This is a genomic window from Pedobacter terrestris (genome assembly GCF_052343045.1).
In the GTDB taxonomy this organism is placed as follows: Bacteria; Bacteroidota; Bacteroidia; order Sphingobacteriales; family Sphingobacteriaceae; genus Pedobacter.
The window spans coordinates 1507754-1533134 of the sequence record NZ_CP180264.1 but is presented as its reverse complement, the minus strand read 5'-3'; the positions used below and the strand labels follow the sequence as shown (position 1 = coordinate 1533134).

General features: G+C 39.3%; 22 protein-coding genes and 1 tRNA gene. 14 read left to right on the top strand and 9 right to left on the bottom strand.

Annotated elements, in window-relative coordinates; translation table 11 throughout:
• Positions 1 to 436: 436 nt before the first annotated feature.
• Positions 437 to 646: a hypothetical protein gene (locus ACJVDH_RS06590; protein ID WP_443946766.1), complete on the bottom strand. Its 210-nt coding sequence runs from the start codon at positions 644 to 646 to the stop codon at positions 437 to 439.
• 146 nt (positions 647 to 792) lie between these two features.
• On the bottom strand, positions 793 to 1563 hold the full coding sequence (locus ACJVDH_RS06585) for a queuosine precursor transporter (RefSeq protein WP_443946765.1): 771 nt from the start codon (positions 1561 to 1563) through the stop codon (positions 793 to 795).
• Between the two features lie 180 nt (positions 1564 to 1743).
• On the opposite strand from ACJVDH_RS06585, the gene ACJVDH_RS06580 reads away from it, so the two are divergent.
• From ACJVDH_RS06580 to ACJVDH_RS06555, 6 genes are all read left to right on the top strand, one after another.
• The gene (locus tag ACJVDH_RS06580) at positions 1744 to 2970 is read left to right on the top strand and encodes a multidrug effflux MFS transporter (RefSeq protein WP_443946764.1); all 1227 of its coding nucleotides are present in this window, start codon (positions 1744 to 1746) and stop codon (positions 2968 to 2970) included.
• Positions 2971 to 3124: 154 nt separating this feature from the next.
• Positions 3125 to 4270, top strand: a complete 1146-nt coding sequence (locus ACJVDH_RS06575) for a methionine aminotransferase (RefSeq protein ID WP_443946763.1) — start codon at positions 3125 to 3127, stop codon at positions 4268 to 4270.
• A gap of 23 nt (positions 4271 to 4293) precedes the next feature.
• Positions 4294 to 5100, top strand: a complete 807-nt coding sequence (locus ACJVDH_RS06570) for a nitrilase family protein (protein WP_443946762.1) — start codon at positions 4294 to 4296, stop codon at positions 5098 to 5100.
• A 153-nt stretch (positions 5101 to 5253) separates the two neighbouring features.
• On the top strand, positions 5254 to 6288 hold the full coding sequence (locus ACJVDH_RS06565; RefSeq protein WP_443946761.1) for a N(4)-(beta-N-acetylglucosaminyl)-L-asparaginase: 1035 nt from the start codon (positions 5254 to 5256) through the stop codon (positions 6286 to 6288).
• Between the two features lie 42 nt (positions 6289 to 6330).
• A complete protein-coding gene (locus ACJVDH_RS06560; protein ID WP_443946760.1) occupies positions 6331 to 7206 on the top strand; it encodes a YegJ family protein in 876 nt (291 codons plus the stop codon).
• 14 nt (positions 7207 to 7220) lie between these two features.
• The gene (locus ACJVDH_RS06555; protein ID WP_443946759.1) at positions 7221 to 7982 is read left to right on the top strand and encodes a copper homeostasis protein CutC; all 762 of its coding nucleotides are present in this window, start codon (positions 7221 to 7223) and stop codon (positions 7980 to 7982) included.
• Here the strand turns inward: ACJVDH_RS06555 and ACJVDH_RS06550 are convergent.
• Positions 7979 to 9799, bottom strand: a complete 1821-nt coding sequence (locus ACJVDH_RS06550) for an MASE3 domain-containing protein (protein ID WP_443947608.1) — start codon at positions 9797 to 9799, stop codon at positions 7979 to 7981. The two genes, ACJVDH_RS06555 and ACJVDH_RS06550, sit on opposite strands and share 4 nt — an antisense overlap.
• A gap of 186 nt (positions 9800 to 9985) precedes the next feature.
• Here ACJVDH_RS06550 and ACJVDH_RS06545 point away from each other — a divergent pair, with 186 nt between their 5' ends.
• Entirely contained in the window at positions 9986 to 10222 is a 237-nt protein-coding gene (locus ACJVDH_RS06545; RefSeq protein ID WP_443946758.1) for a hypothetical protein, read from the top strand.
• A 13-nt stretch (positions 10223 to 10235) separates the two neighbouring features.
• Here the strand turns inward: ACJVDH_RS06545 and glgX are convergent, their stop codons facing one another.
• Positions 10236 to 12359: a glycogen debranching protein GlgX gene (gene glgX, locus ACJVDH_RS06540; RefSeq protein WP_443946757.1), complete on the bottom strand. Its 2124-nt coding sequence runs from the start codon at positions 12357 to 12359 to the stop codon at positions 10236 to 10238.
• A gap of 269 nt (positions 12360 to 12628) precedes the next feature.
• Between glgX and ACJVDH_RS06535 the strand changes: the two genes are divergently transcribed.
• A complete protein-coding gene (locus tag ACJVDH_RS06535; protein WP_443946756.1) occupies positions 12629 to 12964 on the top strand; it encodes a hypothetical protein in 336 nt (111 codons plus the stop codon).
• Between the two features lie 34 nt (positions 12965 to 12998).
• Here the strand turns inward: ACJVDH_RS06535 and ACJVDH_RS06530 are convergent, their stop codons facing one another.
• Complete coding sequence (locus ACJVDH_RS06530; protein ID WP_443946755.1) at positions 12999 to 14417, bottom strand: SDR family oxidoreductase; 1419 nt, start codon at positions 14415 to 14417, stop codon at positions 12999 to 13001.
• A 150-nt stretch (positions 14418 to 14567) separates the two neighbouring features.
• Here ACJVDH_RS06530 and ACJVDH_RS06525 point away from each other — a divergent pair, with 150 nt between their 5' ends.
• The 5 genes from ACJVDH_RS06525 (at position 14568) to ACJVDH_RS06505 (ending at position 22614) form a co-directional block, all read left to right on the top strand.
• Positions 14568 to 15134 carry an RNA polymerase sigma factor gene (locus ACJVDH_RS06525; protein WP_443946754.1) on the top strand — a complete coding sequence of 189 codons (567 nt, stop codon included), beginning with the start codon at positions 14568 to 14570 and terminating at the stop codon, positions 15132 to 15134.
• 99 nt (positions 15135 to 15233) lie between these two features.
• Positions 15234 to 16226, top strand: a complete 993-nt coding sequence (locus tag ACJVDH_RS06520) for a FecR family protein (protein WP_443946753.1) — start codon at positions 15234 to 15236, stop codon at positions 16224 to 16226.
• A gap of 115 nt (positions 16227 to 16341) precedes the next feature.
• On the top strand, positions 16342 to 19767 hold the full coding sequence (locus ACJVDH_RS06515) for a SusC/RagA family TonB-linked outer membrane protein (RefSeq protein ID WP_443946752.1): 3426 nt from the start codon (positions 16342 to 16344) through the stop codon (positions 19765 to 19767).
• Positions 19768 to 19780: 13 nt separating this feature from the next.
• On the top strand, positions 19781 to 21238 hold the full coding sequence (locus tag ACJVDH_RS06510; protein ID WP_443946751.1) for a SusD/RagB family nutrient-binding outer membrane lipoprotein: 1458 nt from the start codon (positions 19781 to 19783) through the stop codon (positions 21236 to 21238).
• A 128-nt stretch (positions 21239 to 21366) separates the two neighbouring features.
• Positions 21367 to 22614, top strand: a complete 1248-nt coding sequence (locus tag ACJVDH_RS06505) for an alkaline phosphatase family protein (protein WP_443946750.1) — start codon at positions 21367 to 21369, stop codon at positions 22612 to 22614.
• An 86-nt stretch (positions 22615 to 22700) separates the two neighbouring features.
• Here ACJVDH_RS06505 and ACJVDH_RS06500 read toward each other — a convergent pair whose 3' ends face one another.
• Together ACJVDH_RS06500 and rnhA are read right to left on the bottom strand one after the other, a co-directional pair.
• A complete protein-coding gene (locus tag ACJVDH_RS06500) occupies positions 22701 to 22946 on the bottom strand; it encodes a DUF3253 domain-containing protein (RefSeq protein ID WP_443946749.1) in 246 nt (81 codons plus the stop codon).
• A 74-nt stretch (positions 22947 to 23020) separates the two neighbouring features.
• On the bottom strand, positions 23021 to 23494 hold the full coding sequence (rnhA, locus tag ACJVDH_RS06495; protein ID WP_443946748.1) for a ribonuclease HI: 474 nt from the start codon (positions 23492 to 23494) through the stop codon (positions 23021 to 23023).
• Positions 23495 to 23669: 175 nt separating this feature from the next.
• Between rnhA and ACJVDH_RS06490 the strand changes: the two genes are divergently transcribed.
• Positions 23670 to 23745, top strand: a tRNA-His gene (locus tag ACJVDH_RS06490).
• Positions 23746 to 24263: 518 nt separating this feature from the next.
• Here ACJVDH_RS06490 and ACJVDH_RS06485 read toward each other — a convergent pair.
• A complete protein-coding gene (locus tag ACJVDH_RS06485; protein ID WP_443946747.1) occupies positions 24264 to 25058 on the bottom strand; it encodes a phosphatase PAP2 family protein in 795 nt (264 codons plus the stop codon).
• Between the two features lie 5 nt (positions 25059 to 25063).
• Complete coding sequence (locus ACJVDH_RS06480) at positions 25064 to 25360, bottom strand: hypothetical protein (RefSeq protein WP_443946746.1); 297 nt, start codon at positions 25358 to 25360, stop codon at positions 25064 to 25066.
• Positions 25361 to 25381: the final 21 nt, after the last annotated feature.

The following is a 25381-nucleotide window of genomic DNA, read 5'->3' as shown; positions in this document are numbered from 1 at the left end:
TTTCTATAAGAATCTGTGACATTTCAACATTCAGAAATCGATAAATTGTTTGCCTTAAAAAGTCATATTTGTGTCATTAAATTTTTAACACTGTAAATCAGCTCAATAACAACGTAAATGTTGGTAATTTTTTGTGCTTAAAATCGTTTGGACACTACGATTTACAAAAAATTAATATTATCATTACATATACCAAATATTTAACCGACATGAGCACACTACTAGTATTTGCAGCTTCTTTCCTGATTATTTCTTTCGCATTAATGACTTATTGTTATTTTACGGCAGAGCAGGTTCCGAGCGACGACGAGAAGTTTTAATTAAACTTTTACTCGAAGACACCTATTTAACGCAAAAAATATTCTCATCCCCGAATAAACTAAAAAAGCAGCTGAAAGGCTGCTTTTTTTTGGTGTAAACGCTGTTTGGCGTTCTGTTAAGTTTTTAGCCAATCGTAGATGATTGGAGCTGCTCCTGAATACCAGAGGATGAGTCCGATTAAAAAAATGGTTAATAAAATCCACAATAAAGGCCAGCCTTCGAACTTGTGTTTCGTTTTGGATCTGTTTGGATCATTCAGGTCTTTATGGTCATCTACCATCCTATCGCCCCTTTTCGCCGGATTCGGATCAGATACATTGCTCATAAGATTATTTAGTTAGTTGTACAAAACTAAACTTAAAACGATAAAAACAAAAATTGTTTATATCGTTTAACAAACGAGAGAAAAGCACTGAAGCTCTGAATTGAAACCTATCCATTATTGAACAAGCTGTAAAACCTAAAACAAGCTTATTCTTTAGTCGCCATTGCAATCATTTTATGCGCCAGATCTCTTCCCAAATAACGATCAATAATCCCATGAACGAGGTAAAGTAAAGGCGTCATTAAAATAGCGACGATAAACTTGTATGTATATCCCACCAATCCAATGGCGGCAACCATTTGCCAACTGTAATGGTATTGCGGATTGAGATAAAAAGCGATAAAAATAACGACAAAACTGTCTATAAACTGAGAAACAAGAGTAGATCCGGTGGCACGTAACCACAACGCACGATCGCCGGTGAGCTTTTTAATTTGATGAAACACCATTACATCTATCATTTGTCCGAGGATAAACGCGGTAATAGAGCCAACGATAATCCACATGCCCTGGCCGAAGATTCCGGAGAAAGCATTATTCATGTTCAGGTCTTCGCCATTAATTTCTTGATGCACCCAAAAATCAGAAGCACTTAAATGCATACTTCCCCAAACAACAAAAAAAGCATAGCCGATAAGCGTTGCAGTAAGTAAGGATAGAAAACGTACTTGTTTAACACCAAAATATTCATTGATAATGTCTGTCATGATGAAGATAATTGGCCAGGTGATAATACCTGCAGACATATTAAAAGACAAATTGGGTACACCAAATAAATTAATATCGAACTTTTTCATCCCCAATGTTTCTTCTACACTGAATAGTTTTACACCGATAAACTCGGATAAAATTGCGTTGGCAACAAAAAAACTACCAAGAACAAGTAGCAGACGGCTTTCTTTTGTTTTGAAGGTCATGGACATATTATTGAAATCGACATTAAAAGTTTAAATATACGTGCGGCTTTTAAAAAATCCATTGTCTAAAAACGCCAATTTTAATTTATTGCATCTGTTAAAAGATTTTTTACAAACATCAGACCTTAAAAATAGGTTTAGAACTTAAATCTCCCAATCTTTGTGCTCCGCAAAACATTTATGAGTAAGAGAAAAAATTTCTACCTGATTTTAATTTTAGGTTCTTTAGCCGCACTCGGTCCATTTTCTATCGATATGTATTTACCAGGTTTTCTGGATATCGCAAACGATCTAAAAACAACAGAATCTGCCGTTTCTTTGTCACTATCCAGCTTTTTCATCGGTATTTCTGCCGGACAATTGCTTTACGGACCATTGCTTGATAAATTCGGAAGAAAGAGACCTTTGTATTTTGGTTTAGTACTTTATATTTTAGCCTCTTTGGGATGTTTGCTGGTAAAGGATATTGACCAACTTGTAATCTTACGTTTCATTCAGGCCATTGGAAGTTGTGCCACTGCAGTTGCTTCTGTAGCTATGGTACGCGATTTATTTACTGTAGAAGAAAGTCCGAAAGTATTTGCCTCGCTTATGCTGGTTATCGCGGTTTCACCAATGCTGGCTCCAACCGCAGGTGGTTACCTTATTGCAGCATTTGGGTGGACTTCCGTTTTTGTTTTTCTGGCGTTTATGGCTTTCCTAATGTTATTGGCTTCTTTCTTCAAACTACCAGAAAGTTACATACCAGATCCGTCTTATTCATTAAAACCGCAACCCATTCTAAATAGCTTTGCTACAGTTTTAAGAGAACCTCAATTTACGACTTATGCGTTAGTAAGTGCAATCACATTTTCTGGCTTATTTGCATATGTATCTTCATCGCCAACCGTTTTTATGAAAATTTATTCGGTAAGTAAAACGGGTTATGGTTGGATATTCGCTATACTATCGGTATTTTTTATCGGATCGAGTCAATTAAATACTTTAATGTTAAGATGGTTTACAAGTAAACAAATTATTGGTGTAGCTTTACCATTACAGGTTTTGTTTAGCGTTCTTTTTTTGATTTTTGCGTATAACGATTGGTTGTCCTTATATTCTACTATCGCTTTTATAGCATCTTTTTTATGTTGTTTAGGTTTTATTAATCCAAATGCAGCGGCACTTTCCTTAGCACCTTTTACCAAAAATGCAGGCATTGCTTCTGCATTAATGGGCGCGTGTCAAATGGGACTTGGCGCACTATCTTCTGTATTGGTAAGCCTTTTTTCTGAACACTCTGTTGTTCCAATGCCTTTGATAATGACCGGTGCAGCGAGCTGTGCACTTTTGTGCTGGTTAATTGGACGGAAATTCATACAAACTGAATTTAAAGCTGACTCGGCTGCTGCTGGTGGTGGACACTAAAGTCACAAGGAATTTAGTAGACATTTACAAAAAATACCAAAGCTGTTTTTTGCTTATCTATGTGGCAGAAAACATTTATGAGAATTGATATGTGCTAAAACCAATACGCTTCCGCTTTACGTTTTAAATTTCTTTTGCCTATTTTCGCTTATAGATGCTGAATATACAATCGAAACTTCCGGGCGTAAGTACGACCATTTTTACCGTGATGTCTACGCTAGCGGCAAAACATCAGGCGATTAATTTATCTCAAGGATTCCCAGATTATCCCTGCGATCCGGCGTTGCTGGATCTGGTAGATACTGCCGTAAAACAAGGCCATAATCAATATGCGCCAATGGCCGGAAATACTTTACTAAGAGAAGTAATTGCCCAAAAAGTAGAAAAACTTTACGGCGTTCATTACAACCCAGATACCGAAATTACCGTTACCGCGGGCGCCACACAGGCAATTTTTACGGCACTTACGGCAATCATCAACATTGGCGATGAAGTCATAATTTTTGAACCTGCTTATGATTGTTATGCACCAACGATACGTTTGCTTGGTGGGATTGTAAAAACGTATGAGCTTGCCCCACCTCATTACGAAATTGATTGGGACATGGTGAAAAAATTGTTTACTTCTAAAACGAAGATGATCATTCTAAATTCGCCACAAAACCCAACGGGGACTATTCTCTCGGCCGCAGATATGGAATCCCTCAATAAGCTTGTTTTAGGCACAGATATACTAATACTGAGTGACGAAGTGTACGAACACCTGGTATACGACAATCAACAACACCAAAGTATTATCTTGCACCCCGAACTAAAAGAACGCAGTTTTATTGTAGCATCTTTTGGAAAATTGTTGCACGCAACCGGTTGGAAAGTTGGCTATTGTATTGCGCCAGAACAACTCACCAGAGAGTTTAGAAAAGTACACCAATTTAACGTTTTCAGCGTTAATAGTCCAATGCAACAAGCCATTGGCCTATATCTACAAAACCCAGAACATTATATGCAGCTGGGTAGTTTTTTCCAGAAAAAGCGAGATTATTTCCGCAGTTTACTTGCCTCGAGCCGTTTTGAGCTACTACCTTGTCACGGCTCCTATTTCCAATGTGCAAGTTATGCGCATTTCAGCGATGAGAAAGACACAGATTTCTGTGCAAGGTTAATTACAGAATTTGGCGTAGCAGCAATACCGGTTTCCGCATTTTATCAACAAGGTACCGATCACAAAATTATTCGGTTTTGTTTCGCAAAAGAAGAACGCACGCTGGCTTTGGCTGCAGAAAAATTAACTAAAGTTTAAACATCCCCAAATTAAAAAAAATCATGGATGCACCTTTATATACTAAAATCGAAAACCTGAAAATAACCATTTTCCAGGCCTATCTATTTTGGGAAAATATTGAAAAAAACCTGCAAAATCTTACTTTAAGATTATCAATGGGTGTGAGGGAAAAAACAGACCTGATCATTCTTCCGGAAATGTTTAACAGCGGTTTCAGCATGAATGCTGAAAAACTTGCCGAAGAAATGGGCGGTTTGACGATGCAATGGATGCAAAAGACGGCAATCCAATACAATTGTGTTATAACCGGAAGTTTAATTATTAAGGAAGACGGCCACTTTTACAACAGATTAATCTGGATGCAACCAGACGGGCAGTTCCAAAAATATGACAAACGCCACCTTTTTGGAATGGGCGAAGAAGATAAAACCTTCACCGCGGGTAAAGACCAATTAATTGTTGAATTAAAGGGCTGGAAAATCAGGCTTGCCGTTTGTTATGACCTTCGTTTTCCGGCGTGGTTGCGCAATGTTGATGCAGGCTACGACATTCTGTTGTTGGTTGCCAGTTGGCCAGATAAACGATCTGCACACTGGAAAACATTGATTCCGGCGAGGGCAATAGAAAACCAAAGTTATGTAGTGGGTGTAAACCGCGTTGGCCATGATGGAAATCAGGTTTATCACGGTGGCCATTCTATGGTTATGGACCCTTACGGAAGCACGGTTTATTACAAACCTGAAGATGAGGACATGTATACCGTTACCATCGCTTATGAAGAAATTGTTAAAGTTAGGCGGCAATTCCCTTTTCTTAAAGATGCAGATCATTTCGAGATGCTGGATTAAAATTTACCTTTTCATCGTTTTAATGGCATATTGCCAATCACACGCGGTAAATCGTTAAATGTGAACAAAACAATCTGTTTCTATTAAGGATGATTTTTATATTAGCCTAAATTTAAAAAACAACAAACCAAACTCCTATTCTTCAACAATCTTATGTTTAACCGACGTAAATTCATCAAAGCATCAGCGCTCTCAGCAGGTCTATTGGCTATCGATAAAAAAAGCATCGCAGAAGTCATCCCGGCGCAATCATCCGCAGTAAAAAATTTCCCAATTGTAATTTCTACGTGGGATTTTGGTATTGCGGCAAATGCCGATGCGTGGAAAGTACTGTCTAAGGGTGGCCGCGCGCTCGATGCTGTTGAACAGGGTGTCTGGGTTCCGGAAGCAGATATTAAAAATCAATCTGTTGGTTACGGCGGATTGCCAGATCGCGATGGTATTGTAACGCTTGATGCATGCATTATGGACGAATTAGGCAATTGCGGCGCAGTACTGGCCATAGAAAACATTAAACATCCAATTTCTGTTGCGCGAAAAGTAATGGAAAAAACGCCACACGTTATGCTTGCCGGCGATGGCGCCTTACAGTTTGCACTGGAACAAGGATTTAAGAAAGAAAACTTACTTACTCCAGAAAGCGAAAAAGCATGGAAAGAATGGTTAAAAACTGCGAAATATGCGCCGGTAATGAATATCGAAAACCAATTGTATGATAAGGCTGCTCCGCAGAAATTACCAGGCAATCAGTACAATCATGATACCATCGGCATGCTGGCCATAGATGAAAAAGGAAATATTTCCGGTGCCTGCACAACCAGCGGAATGGCATACAAGCTACATGGCCGTGTTGGCGATAGTCCTATTATTGGTGCAGGATTATACGTAGATAATGAAGTTGGCGGCGCAACATCTACCGGTGTTGGCGAAGAAGTGGTACGTAACGTTGGATCTTTCCTTGTTGTTGAACTGATGCGCCAGGGATATTCTCCGGAAGATGCCTGTAAGGAAGCAGTAATGCGTATTATTAAGAAAAAACCAGAAACTGCAAAAAATATTCAGGTTGGTTTTTTAGCCATTAATAAACAAGGAGAATATGGTGCATATGCCATTCAGCAAGGTTTTAGTTACGCGGTTTGTAATGCCGAAAAACAAGATCTCTTAATTAAAGGCAAAAGCTATTACTAAAGCCGAAATTCACATAACGCCCTCAGAAATAAAATCTACCTTATGGGTTTGTTCTCTAAAATTTTCGGAAAGAAAAATGTGGTTGCCCGCAAGGGAGAACCCGACATGATTTATGTAGCCAGTGAAGATGAAGCGATGAACTGGGGCATTGAAAAAGCAAAACTGACCCTCGGTTATTTTGAAAGAAGTCTTAAAAATCCGCAGCCTCATCAACAATACTTTTCGGTAAAAATCCATCTTGTTGATGAAAAATCAAGCGAACACATTTGGTTAACTTCTCCATCTTTTGATGATGAAGGCAACCTTTTTGGTATTGTCGGAAACGAACCTGTAAATGTTTCGACAGTAAAAATTGATCAGGAAATAGGTGTCGACCGTAAAATTATCTCCGACTGGATGATTATCGAAAACGGTAGGCTAATTGGTGGTTACACATTGCGCGTTTTACGAGATCAGGTTCCGGAAACAGAACGCGAGGAATTTGACCGCAGTCTGAATATGTATATTGATGAAGGTGTAGATTACTTCAAAGCCGATTTAAACACACCTGAAGGCGCAATTCTCTCGCTTGAAAATGCCTACAGCACCAAAAATTTAGATGCAGCGCTGGCCTGCAAAGATTTTAATGAGGAAGCCAGACTGATGCTTTCGCAACGCGAAATGCTACTGGATGAAGATACGCTTACTCAACTTGCAGAAGTGCTGGAAATGTCATTTATCAGCAACCTGGAAGAACAAGGTTTCCCGGATTTTTCCATGCTTTTGAATGCCTTTCCGCAACGCGAGAAATTAGACGATCAACACTGGATAATCACCGAAGTTTGCTGGTTTCCCGATGGTGGAAAATCTATACAAAAACTAAATGTTTTCAAATCTGACAATGGCTGGAAAGTTTTAGGTCTGGCCGATCAACCCTAAATACTCAAAACCAAATGAACAACAATAAATCTTTTGCGGTAGAAGTTTGCGGAAATTCCTTTGAATCTGCTCTTGCAGCGCAAAACGGCGGCGCAAAACGTGTAGAACTTTGCGATAACCTTGCTGAAGGTGGAACCACGCCCAGTTATGCGCACATTGCACTTTCTAAACAACGGCTCACAATAGAAATCTGGCCGATTATCCGGCCGCGGGGCGGCGATTTCTTATATTCAGATCTGGAATTTCAGTTGATGAAAGAAGACATCAAAAACTGCAAAGCATTGCAATGTGATGGTGTTGTATTGGGTATTTTAACGAAAGATGGTTCAATAGATATACCACGCTGCCAAGAGTTAATTCAATTGGCTTCTCCCCTTCCTGTGGCTTTTCATCGCGCATTTGACATGAGCAACAATTTAGAAAAAGCATTGGAAGAAATTATCCAATTGGGTTGTGTACGCATACTCACTTCTGGCGGTGCACCTTCTGCACCGAAAGGTGCAAAAATGCTCTGTAAACTTATTCAACAGGCAGCTGGCCGCATCTGCATTATGCCCGGTGCAGGCATTAATGAAGAAAACATCCGCGATCTGGCTTTGCAAACCGGCGCCACAGAATTTCATACTTCTGCAAAAGTTTTTGTAGCCAGTAAAATGGAATATCGCAATGCGGAAACAAAAATGGGAAGCATAGAAGATGAGTACCGATATGAACTCAGCTCGGCAGATCGCGTTGCGAACATGATCAGTCGGTTAAAAGAACTGAAAATGAATTAAACGGGAAGGGTAAAATAGAACGTTGTACCCTTTCCAAGCTCACTTTCCAGCCAGATTTCTCCGCCGTTCATCTCTACAAATTCTTTACAGAGCACCAATCCCAACCCTGTACCTTCTTCTGATGCAGTGCCGAGTGAGCTGAATGTATTTCCAATTTCAAAAAGGTTTTCACTATGCTCTGGCGCAACGCCAATGCCATGATCGGTAATGGAAAACAATACAACACAATCTTGTTCCTTTGCTTGAATATATACTCTGCTTTCCGGATAACTGAATTTAATTGCGTTCGAAATTAGATTGCGCAAAACTGTGGCTGCCATTTGCCGATCGGCTATTACAACCAAATCAACGCTCTGTTCAAAAACAAGAGCAATAGATTTAGACTGTGCCAAAGCGGTTAACAAACGGCTGGATTCATCAAACAAATCATCTACCTCAATTGCCAGCGATACCGGTTTTAATGTACCGGTTTGTACCCGAGACCAGTTTAGTAAATTTTCCAGCAATGCAAAAGCTTGTTTAGCCGATTCATTCATCCGGCCAGCCATATGTTCTATCTTTGCACCGTCCATTTTATAGGCATTCCGTTGAATCAATTCACTGAAAGACAGCAAAGAGGTAAATGGATTTTTAAGATCATGGGCAATGATTGAAAACAACTTATCTTTTGTTTGGTTTAGGGCCTGCAATTGATTTTCTGAATGTTTTAGTGCCGTAATATCCTGGCAAATTACCAGATAACTGGCTTCCACATCTGAATTGTGGTATTCTGGTATCACCTGAACCACATAAAATTCTTTTCCGTTTGCACCATCCAAATCAAAATTGCTTTGCTGCACCGCCTCGGTTTGCTGCGCGCGCCGAACCAGTGGCATTAAAAATACTTCGAGACTTTTATCTTGAGAAATCTGATATTTCAAAATGGTTTGTCCTTCAGGCTGTTGCCGTTCTTCTTTTACATTTGCATAAATACATTCTAGCTGACTGTTAAACCGGAGAATAAAACCCGGCATATTTTCTGCAAGTGTGCGGTATTTCTTTTCATTATCTTTCAGGTTTTTAAAAATAATATCAGTAGGCCGGATGAAACTGGTTTCTACATTTGCTTTGTAAATCAAGAAAAAAGCTACCAGTTTTGCATAGTGGCCCAGCTCATTCATTGCGCTGTAATTGAACACATATTGCGTGAAACAAAACTCGCTAACAATGGTAAAAACGAGCGAAAGCAATAAAAGTCTGAAAACGGTGGTACTAAAATGTTTCCTATTTTTGATCAGCAGGTAACCAACGAGGAGTAAAATTGCAATGATAATATACTCCATCCACAATTTAAAAGCAGTTTGTCCAACACCATCAATATAACAGACCGGAAAATTTTTCCAGACTAAAATGCTTAGTATAATTAAGGCTGAAGCAACAAAGTAAGATAGAAAAACCCAATCTGGCCGCAGGCGTGTTCTTTTATTGATAAGGAAAAAACCGAACAATAATGTAATGGTCTCTAAAAAACGTGTAGCTACCCAAAATTGATTTGCCGGATGCCCATCTACCGGAATAATATTCATTCCCTTGTAGGTAAGCGTATGCAGCAAATCTAAAGCACCAATGAAAATATAAGAAATACCAACCAGTTGCAGGTAACGGTTATCGTGCATTTGCCTGGAATTCCAGGTTACAATAAAAACGGCAAAAGCAACAACAACAGAAAAGAGTTCTACAAAAGTGTGGAAAAGCATATAGCTCTGAACTTTGCTTAAATAGAAAACCAGAACCAAAAAGCTGATAGCAAAGAGGGTTCGATAATTATTTCTCAGCAAGGAGCTAAATGTGATCAAGCGTTATAATTTGTTTGGGTTTGCTGGCAAAAGTAAAACATAAACATCAACAAATCATTAAATGAACACCTTTTTCACAAAAAAACATTTCTGTAAAACCAAGGAGAGTAAATATCTGTTGTACAATCGGAAATAGCACCCAATAAGGGAGAAAAGGAGATTTTAGCGATGAAAAAAACGAGTGTTCTGGATACAGAAAAGAACTTTCCAATAGTAAATCTGGAAAGAACAAAAACCAAAATTTATGCCGTACAATTGTCTGGTGCAAATGCTGCAAAGAACTTTCAGCAGCAAGCCTTACAAATAATGGCCGGAAAAACGGTTAGCCGTGTCGGCCAGATTAAAGGTGAAATTAAAATCCTCACCGTAAAACAACCTCAAAACGGCTTGCGTGGCATATTATAAAATTTAGGGCAGTTTATACTGCCCTAAACAATACGACACTTCTTCCGCCCACGTTGATTTTCCCCTCGCCTCTAATCAATTTGTGCTCTACCTCATCCTCTTTCATAGTATCCAACAACAGCAACCAATTTTCAGAGTACGATTTTTCCGGAAGCTGAAAAGTAATTTCGCCGTGGTGGGCATTAAAAATCAGGTAAAAATGATTGTCCATAATATCTTCTCCATTTGGGCCTTTCGCTTGAATACCATCGCCATGCAAGTAAATTGCTAAGGAGCGGGCGTAATCTGTTTGCCAGTTTTCTTTCGTCATTTTTTTCCCGTCGGGCCTAAACCAAACAATATCCAACAATCCATCGGTATCTGTTTTATTGCCTAAAATCCATTCTTTACGGCTTAAAGAAGGGTGATTTAACCGGAGTTTAATTAGACTGGAAGTAAAATGAAGCAGAGCCGCATCTAGGGTTTCCCAATTGATCCAGGAAAGTTCATTGTCCTGGCAGTAGCCATTGTTATTTCCCCATTGGGTTTTCCCCATTTCATCGCCAGAAGAAATCATTGGAATACCTTGCGAAAGCAATAAGGTGGCCAAAAAATTTCTTTTCTGCCGATTGCGCAGCTTTTGAATTAGAGGGTCATCTGTAGGGCCTTCGTGTCCGCAATTCCAGGATCGGTTTTCAGATTCGCCGTCTGTATTGTCATCGCCATTGGCTTCATTGTGTTTATCATTGTAGCTCACCAGATCATTAAGTGTAAAACCATCGTGTGCGGTGATAAAATTTACACTTGCTGTTGGTCTTCTATAATCGTTCATATACAAATCCGGGCTACCCAGAAAGCGTTGTGCAAACTCGCCCAAACTTCCGGGTTCGCCGCGCCAAAAATCGCGCATTAAATCGCGATACATCCCATTCCATTCTGCCCATCCGGGAGGAAATTTCCCCACTTGATAACCACCTTCTCCAACATCCCAGGGCTCGGCTATAAGTTTTACCTGGGAAATTACAGGATCTTGGTGGATGATATCAAAAAACGAACTTAAACGGTCAACTTCATGCAATTCGCGCGCGAGTGTAGAAGCGAGGTCAAAGCGAAAACCATCAATGTGCATATCCTCTATCCAATAGCGTAAGCTATCCATCATGAAACGTAAAACATTGGGCATTCTGGAATTTAAGGTATTTCCGGTGCCTGTATAATCCATGTAATATCGCTTTTGATCATCTACCAAACGGTAATAGGTAAAATTATCAATCCCTTTAAACGATAAAGTTGGCCCGCGCTCATTTCCTTCTGCTGTATGGTTGTATACCACATCAAGAATGACTTCGATCCCTGCGGCATGCAAGGCTTTCACCATATCTTTAAACTCGCGGACTTGCTCGCCGCGTGTTCCGGTAGATGCATATCTGGATTCTGGCGCAAAAAAACCAATGGTATTGTATCCCCAGTAATTGTCGAGGCCTTTATCTTTCAAATGTCCATCTGAAACAAATTGATGAATGGGCATCAGTTCAATCGCTGTAATACCTAAAGATTTTAAATAATTTATCGCTACAGGATGCCCCAAAGCAGCATAACTTCCACGGATATCTTCCGGAATTTCCGGGTGCCGCATCGTAAAACCACGAACGTGAAGCTCATAGATAACCGTTTTTTGATACGGTGTTCTGGGGGGTTGATCGTCTTCCCAATCATAGCTCGCATCAATCACCACACCTTTCGGCATATATGGGCCGCTGTCTGATTCAGAAAAACTTAAATCTTCATCCTCCGATCCAAGTTCAAATCCAAACAGCGCATCATTCCACTCAATATCTCCGCAAAATGCTTTTGCATATGGATCAAGAACCAATTTATTTGGGTTAAAACGGTGTCCTTCCAGAGGTTCATAAGGGCCATAAACCCGAAAACCGTATAAATCTCCCGGACCAATTCCGGGTATATAGCAGTGAAAAATCTGATGTGAACGTTCTATAATTTCAATTCGTGCAGTTTCATGAAATGGATGCTGGCGATCGTAAAAACAAAGTTCAACTTTTTCTGCATGTTCGGAGAAAATGGCAAAATTTGTGCCCTCACCGTCCCAATTGGAACCTAAAGGATATGCTTTACCAGGAATTTGTATTAGTTCTTCCATATCAATATTCTGTAATTTAATGTTGCCGCCGGGCAGCTTTGTACGTTTTTTTTTGCTTGATGTTGATTGTTTACGCCGTAAAAAACCAAAGTTTTGGCTTTTTATAGCAGATAAACCAAGCCAGATTTGCAGTCAATTTCTACAACATGTTTTTGGCATTAAAATCAATACAAAAATTCCGGTACACTTTATTAAACTTACTTTTCTATAAATAGTTTTACCGTTATACCGGAGAGTGTGTTGTACTTTGGGTTTTTCAATTAAATATTGTGTTTGCAACTGCTATTCTTATTTTTGCATCAAAATATAAAACCGGAATCGACCGATTCCCAATGTGTGAAATGATGATGGAAGACAACGATTTTTATACAATCTGGCTTGAAGAGAATGGAAACCCGGCAATTGAGCAGCTTACTGCACTCAACCTGGATTTGGCGGCAAAAGTGAAAGAAGCTTTCAATGAAAATACATTGTGCGAAATGCATCTTGCGCAAACAATAGATGTAAATCCCGATGAAATTGGTCGTTGGCTTAATGGCAGACATACATTTAGCCTTAAAATGGTTCAGGCAATTTCCGGAATTTTAGCAACAACTGCGGTTTAATATCAAACCGGAAAAACAACCAAACAGCTGGTTTTTAGCTCACAATTTTCTTCAACATTCCTTTAAAAATAAAGTAATGGAAAGGCAACATCGCCAACCAATATAGTCTGCCAGCTAACCCCAAAGGCCTGAATGTTGCGGTTTGATGCACCATTCCATCATGGTCAATACAAAACTCCAGCCACGCTTCACCAGGTAATTTCATTTCGGCAAATAGAAGCAATCGGTTTTCTTCTTTTGAAGATAGTATAACGCGCCAAAAATCCAGTGCCTCGCCGGGCGCTGTCTGCGAAGCATTTTTCCGGCCGCGCCGCAATCCTACACCACCAAAAAGCCGATCTAGAAGTCCTCTAAACTCCCAAAGCCAATTTCCATAATACCAACCATTGCGGCCGCCGATAGAGAAAATGCGTTCTAATGCTTTATCGCGGTTTGCAGCGTGCATTTTTTGCTTATCGCTAAATACGCCAAACTTCGGAACTTCTATATAAGTAGTTAAGCCCTTACTAAAAATGCCGTTGCTGCCAGAATCATTCCACCTGGAAAGAACAAGATTTTGCTCAATCTTTTCAAAAGCCATTTTTATTCCGGTTTTGTAAGGGATAAGTTCTATACCGAGTTCTGCAGGTAAATGATTCTCTTTCGGAACCACATCTATCTTCATACTGTCTACCAGATTTTTAGCCAAATCGTAGGAGGTAGAGGTCACAAAGTACAACCAATAAGAAGAAAGCCGCGGTGTGAAAACAGGTACAACAATAATTTTTCGTTTTAATTTTCTAACGGCAGCAAACTGCAGCAGCATTTGCTTGTAGGTCAGTAAATCCGGGCCATAAATATCATAATGGTTTGAATACGTACTTTCGCGGCCCATTACACCGGTCAGAAATTGTATCACGTTTCGGATAGCGATGGGCTGGCATTTTGTCTGCAGCCAACGCGGTGCAACCATTACCGGAAGCTTCTCTACCAAATCTCTGATGATTTCAAAAGATGCACTTCCAGAACCGATAATGATACCGGCACGTAGAGTGGTGAGTGGAACCTTCCCTGCTCCGAGTGTCTGTTCTACTGCTTTTCTACTTTCCAAGTGCCGACTAAGCTCCTCTTTATTTACAATTCCGGAAAGATAGATTAGCTGTTTTGCCTTTGTATTGTTTAAGTAACCTACAAAGTTTTTTGCAGACTCCAACTCAGTTTTACTAAAATCGCCACTGGCACTCATAGAATGAACCAAGTAATAAGCAACATCAAAATCTTCTGGCAGTTCATTTAAGGTTTCTGGCTTGGTCAAATCTGCTTCGGCTACCGTTACCCGATCAGATTTAAAATGCTTCACATCCAAACGCGCTGCATCTCTAACCAAACAAGTAACCCGATGGCCCTGCTCTAAAAGTGCGGGCAATAAACGCCTTCCAATATAACCTGTTGCTCCTGTGAGTAATACGTTCATAAGCGTTCAACAACTTTAATCGCAATTTGTTGAGCAAGCTGGCGAAAAACAACGCAGGGTTTTGAATGGCGTTATACAAAAAATAATGTTGCTATATCAATAATTACTTAACAGCTAATTAATACGCACAATTTAGCTTTGGAGGCAAATATGAGCACCGTTCAAACAGAAGACCTTAATTTGCTAAGCCGCTTAAAAGCGAACGATAGATTGGCATTTAACCGCTTATTTTTAAAATACCACTGGGGTTTACTTCGGTTCGGAAAATCCTTACTGGCCCAACATACAGAGCGTGCAGAAGATGTTGTACAAGAAGTTTTTCTATCGGTCTGGAAAAACCGCGAATCTTTATCTATACATACCTCATTCAGTTCTTTTTTATTTACCGCGGTAAAAAATCGGATTAAAGATTTATACCGAGAACAACAATGGACACTTTACGACCCGACAGAAAGTGCTTTTGATGATGCACTAGCCGCCAATCAAGAACCAGATCATCTGTTAATGTTCAAAGAACTGACTGCAGATATTAACCAGATGATTAACCTTCTGCCGGAAAAAACAAAGCTGGTTTTTAGAATGAACCGCGAAGATCACCTCAGTTACGAGCAAATTGCAGAGTTGCTTAACATTTCCATTCATTCGGTAAAAACCCACATGTACCGTTCCATCAAGTTTCTGAAAAAAAGCTATAGCGATTATAAATCGCGCTACTAATGTTAAATTAATGGTTGCAATATTACTATTATATTAATTCGATATGGCTTTGTAAGGAGATTTTCTCCGCTTTGCGTCTTCCCTGTAATTGAACCTAAAATGTTGGAAGAGCAAGAAGCATATTTATTAATTACCCGATACCTGAACAAGCAAACCAGTTTGGCAGAAAATGAACTTCTGACCGATTGGATTACCGCAAGCGAAAAAAATGAGCAAAGTTTTGAAGCCATAAAATTTATTTGGCTGAGCCGGGAAGAATCCAGAGAAAACGATAGCATCGTGGCTTTGGGCCGTTTAAACGCTGCATTAGATATAGAAGAATCCTCGCACAGTACACGCAAAACAAAACGCTACATTTTATGGGTTGCTGTCGCCGCTTCGGTAGCCGCGGTAGTTTTTGTTTCTACAGATGTATTGTTGCCGGCTAAACCTGCTCCGACTGTGGATTTTGTACAATACAGCACCAAAGCCGGAGAAATCAAAACCATAACATTGAGCGAAGGCACGCATGTAGTGATGGGACCAAAAGGTAAAATAAAATACCCGGTAAAATTTGAAGACCAGCAACGCTACGTGGAACTAACCGGCGAGGCTTATTTTGAAGTGAGTAAAAACCCACATAAACCTTTTATTGTACACACCAATCAGCTGGATGTAAAGGTGTTGGGAACACATTTTAATGTTGATGCCGGCAGCAATCAAAACGCAACCATAGTATCGCTTTTTGAAGGCAATGTACATGTAAATGTACTGAATGACCATGATGGCGATTATGCATTAAAACCGGGACAAGAACTCACGTTTGACCGCAGTAAGCATCAGGTTTATCAACACCATTTGGACAGTACATCGGTATTGGGCTGGATGACCAAAACTTTGTTTTTTAACAATGAAAAATTAAGTGACGCTGCACGTAAAATAGAAAAAATGTATGGTGTTAAAATTGTTTTCGATAACGAAACCACTGCCGATACACGCATTTATGCACAATTTAAAAATGACAGCCTGAAAGATGTAATGGATATCATCTGTTCGGGAGGAAACCTAAAATATCAAAACGATGGAAATAAAATTTACTTGAGCACACGATAGCATTTTACATTTTAACGCCAACCGGGTTGGCTTAAAAAATAACCGGCATTTGCGAGATGCCGGTCTAAAAATCGCCATTTAAACTAAAACATTAAACTAACGAATTTTCAAATTTATGAAAAAAAAGATTTACAGGTCTTCTTTAATTTCTCTATGTGCCAGATTATTGGCCATGCTCATTCTGACGACTTGCTGGAGCAGCGCCTTTGCAGCCAGTAAAAACCTCAACCGATCAAACTTATCTAAAATAAAATGTTCTGTAGCAGCGAGCAACCAATCTCTTGAACAGGTTTTCAACCTGATCCAAAAGCAAACGCAATACAGCTTTGTATGTATTGACAGAAATGGCTTTCTGCAAAAAAAGATCAGCTTAAATGCGTTAAACAGCAATCTGGAAGAAGTTTTGAAAAAAATATCTTCAGAAGTTCCGTTTACGTACAACGAAATCAGCAATAAAATTATCGTGAAACCGGCTGCAAATACGCAAAAACCAGAAATCGCAAGAATTATCAAAGGTCACGTAGCAGACAATCAGAAACTTGGTATCCCTGGCGTTTCTGTTCTGATTAAAGCAAGCAACACCGGAACAATCACGAACCAAAATGGAGATTTTTCGATCAAAGCAGATAACGGCGATGTTCTTTTATTTAGCAGTATTGGTTATGCTGTAAAAGAAGTTGTGGTAACCGATGCAGACAATTATGCTGTAGAACTTACAGAAAATGCCAATGCTTTATCAGAGGTCGTGGTAACGGCATTGGGCATCAAAAAAGAAAAAGCCAAACTGGGTTACGCAGTGCAAGAAGTACAAGGAGAAAGTTTAGTAAAAGCCCGCGAACCGAACATTATCAATTCCCTTACCGGCCGTGTAGCAGGTTTAAATATTCAGAACTCTACAGATCTTTTTCAGGATCCTGGAATTTCTTTAAGAGGAAGAAAACCGCTGATTGTAATAGACGGGATTCCGGATCAATCTGCAGATTTATATAAAATCAATGCAGATGATATAGAAAGCCTGAGCATTTTGAAAGGTGCAGGAGCATCTGCACTGTACGGATCAATTGGCCAGAATGGCGCCATTATGATCACTACAAAACGCGGAAAAGGAAAAGACCTTAGCATTGATTACAACACCTCAACACAGGTACAGCCCAGCTTCATCAGAATACCTGAGGTACAAACAGAATATGGTGCAGGTTTTAAAGGAAAATATACATATGTAGATGGTTCTGGTGGTGGCGCAGAAGGTTCTGGATGGATTTGGGGCCCGAAACTGGATCAACCAGATCCAACCACACCAAGTGGTTTTTTCGAAACGCCGCAATTTAACAGTCCGGTTGATGCGGCAACGGGCAAACTTGTTCCTCTTCCGTTTGTATCGAGAGGAAAAAACAACGTTAAAGATTTTTTCCAAACGGGAATAATTTCCAGCAACAACATCAGCATTACACAAAGTTCGGAAAAAGGTGCTTTCCGGGCTTCGGCTTCGCACATTTACCAACGCGGTATTGTGCCAAATACAGACCTGAACAACAGCTCATTGAGCATTTCTGGTAACTACAAATTATCTGAATCTTTCAGTGTTGATGCCCGTTTAAATTACAACAGGCAGTTTACAGAAAACTTCCCGGAAACCGGCTACGGACCAACAAATTACCTGTACAATTTAGTATTGTGGACCGGTGCCGATGTAAGTGTAGAAGATCTGAGAAACTATTGGGTACCAGGAAAAGAAGGTATTCAGCAGAGAAATTACAACAATTCATACTACAATAATCCTTACTTTCAGGCTTATGAATATCTGCGCGGATACAACAAAGACAATACTTTTGGTTCATTAAACCTGAATTATAAAATAAGTCCGGCGTTAAATATCCAGTTCAGGAACGGAATAAACAGTTATGGATTAAACCGTACCTACAAAGAGCCTAAAAGTTATATTGGCTACGGAAATAAATCAAGAGGACAATATACCGTATCAACCGGAAATTACTTTGATTTGGCCAGTGATTTAATTGCAGATTACAACCACACGTTTACCGATAAAATAAAACTTCATGCCCAACTTGGTGGTTCAAACTATTATAGAAGCAATAAATATGGTTCTACCAATACTGATGGATTAACCATTCCGGGGTTTTATAACCTCAGCAACTCTGCAAACCCGATTCAGGGAACAAATTTTGTTGAGGAAAGACGTACAAGCAGTGTTTATGGCGTTGTAGATCTTGAGTTTCTAAACGGTATTTACTTATCTGCAACCGGAAGAAATGATATTATTTCTACCCTTCCTACAGCAAACAACAGCTTCTTTTACCCTTCGTTAAGTTCGTCTGTTGTCGTTTCTCAACTCACAAAATTACCCAACTGGATTTCATATTTAAAAGCCCGCGGATCGTGGTCGAGGGTTTCTAGTGCAACCTTAAACGACAACGATTATACCTACAGTTATCTCCCTTCGTTTAACAAGGGAACAATTTGGAACAATATTCCTTCATTAACTTTTGGTGATGCGCTGTTAAACAGCAATTTAAACCCGCAAACATCAGACAGTTGGGAAATCGGTTTAGACACCAGGTTTCTTAAAAACCGTTTAAGTATCGAGGCGACGTACTATCAAACCAGAGATTTTAACAACATCGTATCTATTCCGGTTTCTATTACAACGGCGTATAACAGCCAGCTTGCCAATGGAAACGTCTATCAACGAAGAGGTATTGAGCTCGTAGTTTCAGGTACTCCGATTAAATCTACCAACTTTGAGTGGAATGTATCGGCAAATTTCAGTCAGTACCGCAGGTACCTGAAAGAGATTTATGGTGGTGCAGAAACGTTAAACTTTCTAAGAGTTGGTGACCGCATGGATCGGATTTTCACTTCGGTTTATCAAACCAGCAATCAAGGCCAAATCATTTACGGAAGCAACGGTTTCCCACTTAATGATACTTTTTCAAGATATATTGGCAACCAGGATCCGGATTGGACTTATGGAATTGAAAACACCTTTAACTTCAAAAGTTTTAGTTTAAAATTTTTAGTTGATGGCCGCATTGGCGGAATGATGTATTCTACTACCAACCAGAAAATGTGGTGGGGCGGAACAAATCCTGGAACACTAAACCAATATCGTGTAGATGCAAATAACGGATTATCGACCTTTATTGGCGATGGTGTAGTTGTGGTGAGCGGACAAGCAACTTATGATCCTAACGGGAATATTGTAAGCGATACCCGCGTATATGCACCAAATGCTAAAGCGGTTAATTACATCGATTATATGACCAATACCAGCAATGGCGCTTACAACAATTACAATTATTTTTCGCAAACCTTTCTTAAACTTAGAGAAGTAACCATTGGCTGGACAGTTCCGAACAGGCTTTTAAGCAAATCTTTCGTTAAAGGCATCAACGTTTCATTGGTTGGCAGAAACCTTTTACTCTTTTCTAAAATGCCAAACGTAGATCCAGATCCGGCTGTAGATAATTTACAGACGCCTTCTACCCGATCATTTGGTTTCAACGCAAACATCAAATTTTAATCTCGACTTGGACATGAAAAATACATTATTCGCATTATTACTGATTGCTGTACTCACATCGGGATGCAAAAAATTCAGCGAATTTCAAACCGATCCCAATAAATCTACTGCAGCAACGCCAGATTTGTTGCTTAATTCAATAGAACAAACCGCTTTTCAATCTTCCAATGTTTTGGTTGCTTTCGCCTCACGCCAAATGGTATATACAGATGCGGTATCTTTACAACAATATTATGGATGGACACGCGGAAGTTATACCAACTACAGTAATCTAAGACAGGTTGTAAAAATGGAACAGGCTGCCACTGCACAAAGCAAAGCAGAATACCTTCCAATTGCCAAGTTTTTCAGAGCATGGTATTTTTTGCAGCTTACACAAATGTTTGGTGATATTCCGTACACACAAGCGCTTAAAGGCGAAGAAAATGTGAACAAGCCGGGTTATGATAAACAGGAAGATATTTATTTGAGTATTTTAAACGACCTGAAATCGGCGAATGAAATGATCAGTGCATCAACTGCTGCCATACAAGGCGACATTGTGTACAACGGAAACATGCAACAATGGAAAAAAGCGATAAACTCTTTATCGCTGAGAGTTTTAATCAGTTTATCGTTAAAAGAAAACAACGCCAAACTGGAAGTAAAAAAACGTTTCGCAGAAATTGTGAGCAACCCAACTGTTTATCCGTTAATGGCCTCTAATACAGATAATGCACAGCTTAAATTTTATGATTTACTGAACAACCGTTATCCATATTTTAACAGTAACGATATGCAAACGGCTTACTATATGGAAGAAACTTTTATAGATTTGCTTAAACGTTTACAAGATACCCGTTTGTTTACTTTTGCAGATAAAGCGCCGAAAAATTCTGCACTTGCGGTAACAGATTTTAATGCCTATGGTGGTGCAAAAGGAAGTGCGGCGGTAAACGAAAACAATGCCAGAAGCGTTGCAGGCGAGCTTTCAAAAATAAACCCGCGGTATTATAACAATCCCGTAAATGAACCAAGTATTGCATTGGGCTATGCAGAAACACAGTTCACACTTGCAGAAGCAGTAAGCAGAGGTTGGATTTCTGGCAACGCCAGTGAGTATTATCAAAAAGGTGTACAGGCATCGATGCTATTTTACGGAATTGCACAACCAGCTATTGATGCATACTTAAGTCAAGCGTCTGTACAGCTTTCGGCAAGTGCCGCTCCATTAAACAATATCCTGACGCAGAAATACATTGCAACATTTATGAATAGCGACTGGCAACCTTTTTACGAACAACGCCGCACAGGGATTCCGGTATTTGATGTTTCTGGAGCTGGCGTACTAAACAGCAAACGCATTCCGAAACGTTGGATGTATCCAGAATCTGAACTGCGCCTTAACCAACAAAATGTTAGTGCGGCAATTGCTTCACAATATTCTGGCGGAGATGATATTAACGCCGTGATGTGGTTGCTTAAACCTTAAAACAAACAAGGCTGTTTCTTAAAACAAATTTTGTGTTTTATGATACAGCCTTTTCTCTAAAATTATTATTTCTGGAAAATGAACTTCGCAGTTTAACGGATGAAGATCATTAAAAATCAACAAGTAAAATGTACAAAAAAATATTTTTAGCGGCGCTTATTCTCGCGGGAGTTAACGCCTCAGCCCAAAAAATAAAGAAAACGGTTTTTGTTATTGCCGATGGTATTCCGGCAGACGTGATAGAACGTCTTGATCTGCCCAATATTAAGCGCATCATTCAAGCTGGCAGCTATAGCAGAATGTATGTTGGTGGCGAAAAAGGTGGTTACAGCCAAACGCCAACCATTTCTGCAGTGGGTTACAACTCTTTGCTAACCGGAACCTGGGTAAACAAGCATCACGTATATGACAATGATATCGTAGATCAGAATTATAATTACCAAAATATATTCAGATTGCTTAAAGATCAGTATCCCAACAAAAAAACAGCAATTTTTTCTAGCTGGACAGATAACCGGACCAAATTACTGGGTTACCATTTGCCACAGGCAGGAAACCTGAATGTTGATCAATATTTTGATGGATATGAACTAGATACAGCCAGGTTTAAACACGACAAAGCGCGCAATTTTATGCACGAAATTGACGAGCAGGTGGTTGCAGATGCGGCAAAAACACTTAAAGAAACTGCACCAGATTTAAGCTGGGTTTATCTCGAATACACCGACGACATGGGGCATATGTATGGAGATAGTAAGCAGTTGGAAGATGCGATCCGTAAACTTGATGTGCAGCTGGGAAAAATTTACGATGCGATAGAATACCGCAGTAAAACCAAAAATGAAGAATGGTTAATGGTAGTGACTACAGATCATGGCAGAGATGAAAAAACCGGCAAAGGCCATGGCGGCCAATCGGCCAGACAACGTTCTACCTGGATGGTATCAAACTACAAAAACCTCAATACTTATGCGCAATATTATCGCCCGGCAATTGTAGACATTATGCCTTCTATTGCCAAGTTTATGAACATTTCTATCCCGAAAAAAATAAATATGGAAGTAGACGGTACGTCACTTATTGGCGAAATTTCTATCGCACGCCCGGAAATGAATTTTGTTCATGGAAATATTGACATCAGCTGGAAAGCCATGAAAAAAGATGGAACAGTAAAAATTTGGCTGAGCAAAACCAATCTGTTTAAGTCAGGAGGAAAAGACGAATACGAATTACTTGCAGAAGTGCCGGCAGCGCAGGAACATGCTTTTATAGATGTATCTAAATTTACGTCTGATTTTTACAAAATTGTATTGGAAGGAACCGACAATATGGTAAACCAATGGTTGGTTTTGGATGCGCAACAAAAAGGAAAATAGCTTTTAACGTTATTGGGTGGTATTTCAAGAATTATAGAACTGCCACCCAACAATGTATACAGCTGTAAATAGAAATCCTACTCGTACTAAACAATTTTAATGCGTACAGGGCCGACTATATGATCTACATCTACAGCGATTCCCTTTTGGGTGATGATGATTTTACCTTTTTTATGCAAATCAATCGCAACGTTAACAACTTCTTTCATTTGCGTTCGCCAATTTTCTGGAAATAACATACGCGCAATTTCTGAAGGACACGTACTTTTTTCCTTGCCTCGCTGTGTTGCAACAGACAAAATTGTCGTCGATATATCCATTCCCTTTTGCATAGTTTGATAACACAATACAATTGAAATGGATTAAATAAATTCCCTTGTTTTTGGAATATTTATCGGATAAAGGTTTACAACAACTTGGCTTTGTTGCGTTCTACTTCAAATACTGAATCTATAGCCAGGTTTTGCTTGTCTTGCGAAGCAAAAACAGCCAGGCGATCGCAACGCTCATTTTCAGGATGATCATTATGTCCTTTAATCCAAATAAAGCGAACTTTATGGAGTTTATACAATTCCAGAAAACGCAACCACAAATCTTTGTTCTTTTTATCTTTAAAATTTTTGGTTACCCAACCAAATACCCATTTTTTCTCGACAGCATCTACAACGTATTTCGAATCAGAGTAAACAGTTACATCCTGATTTAAACTTTTAAGCGCCTCTAAGCCTTTAATTACAGCCAGCAATTCCATACGGTTGTTGGTGGTCATTCTAAAACCTCCACTCAATTCTTTATAGTGCTTTCCTGCTCTCAAAATGGTTCCATAACCTCCCGGACCAGGGTTTCCACTTGCTGCGCCGTCTGTATAAATCTCGATCATAAACGTAGCAAAGCTAAGTTTTTAGCACTAAAAACCATGTTTTAAAGTTTTTTTAATTGAGCCGTAAAAATTAAATGCATTGAAAAATAGCCAATTAAATATTTTTTACTCCCGAACATTAAATTTTATTTGCAGGTAATGTTAAAAGTCGTACTTTTGTGACACCAAAAAATACGGTGGATGTAGCTCAGTCGGTTAGAGCATCGGTTTGTGGTGCCGAGGGTCGTGGGTTCGAGCCCCATCTTCCACCCATCATTTTTAAAGCAGCTTTTTAAGCTGCTTTTTTTATGCCCAAAATAATGGGAAGATATTGGATCAATCGGAAAAGTTGCGGGGAATAGATTAATCTATTTTTTCAATTCAAAACACCAGAGAACCTTAAATAATGATTTGTATTTTTAATTAAAGCCATCATTAGTGTTTGAGAGAAATGAAAATTAGTAAGTCGAATCCTGAAACGCAAAAAGCCTCCAGAAAAAATCTGTAGGCTTTTTATTTTTAAGTCAGTTACCAAAACTTGTGCGACAAGGTTATTGCAAACTGGCGTGGAGGAACTGGATTAATGCGATAACGATCATTTGCGATACAGTTCATTGTATTTCCGAGATTTGACAATTTAGCCAATAGCGATAGTATATTTCAGCTATATCCGGCAGAGAAATCACTGGTAAAAGCCTTTAATCGGCACTAATGCATCGTATGAAGTTAAGCAGTTCGTTTTTTGCGCCAATTTCATATTGATTGTTAAGTTATTTTCATCGATATATGATTAAAATCTCTCCGAAAGCATCAATCCGGATGAAGTTCCGCCATAGTATGGCATCAAACTAAATTTCCTTTCTTTGTCCTTATTGTTAAAAATCCTTTTCATGTACGGATAAATCAAGTAGGCAATTTTGGTAGAAGCAATTCCAAAACCGGCGCCTGCCACAACATCGCTAAACCAATGTTTATTGTTGTACATTCTTAAAGTACCTGTAGCTGTTGCCACAAAATACCCGGCATAACCAATCCACGGGTTTACATCTTTATACTCTTGGTTCAGAAACTCTGCAGCCATAAATGCCGAAGCAGTGTGGCCCGATGGAAAAGAATTGTAACCACTATCATCAGGCCGCATTCTGCCAACACCTTGTTTTACAAAATGGGTAGACGCGCCCATTAACGCAGCAGAAGTAAGGTATAACATAGAAGCATCAAAAAGGTTGTGTTTTCCTTTTACACCAGAAAGATTAAGGGCATAAACTGCTGCTGCAGGCGCAAGCTGCAAATAATCATCTACATGTGCAGCAAACAGAGGATGATCTTCCTGAAGCTCGGCTTTTGTACTTTCATCCAATTGTTTTAATGCACCATGATCATAGACCGATGCAAAACCATAACCCGCAAGTACAACAGGCGCAATAAAACTTACCACCTTAAATTTCCGCTTCGGAATCTGCACGCCTGTATTCCATCTGCCTAAAGTATCTGGATGATTTGTATTTACACTATCAACCAATTGCGCAGAAGCGTTTAATCCCAAAGAAAGTAAAAGGCCGAAGCCTAGAAAAAATTTGCCCATATATTTTAAGGTTTTAAAGAATTGCCTTTTGCATCGAAAAGAAGATCTTCCCCTTTTACTTCTGCTTCATAACAGATGTTACCATCAGCATTGGTTATTTTTGCAGCTTCTACTATTTTTACGCCTTTAAATTTTGCTAGCACAGGAGCAAGAAGATCATCAGGTTTTATTGATATTTTAGTTTCGATCAAAGTGCCATTTGCATTGTATACTTCTGATGTTTCTTTTCCATTTGCAGTATCCAAAACTAAAAACCAATTCTGTAGCAAAACTGGAGTTCTGTTGTTGCTGAATAAAAACATACCTGAAACAGGAATATATAT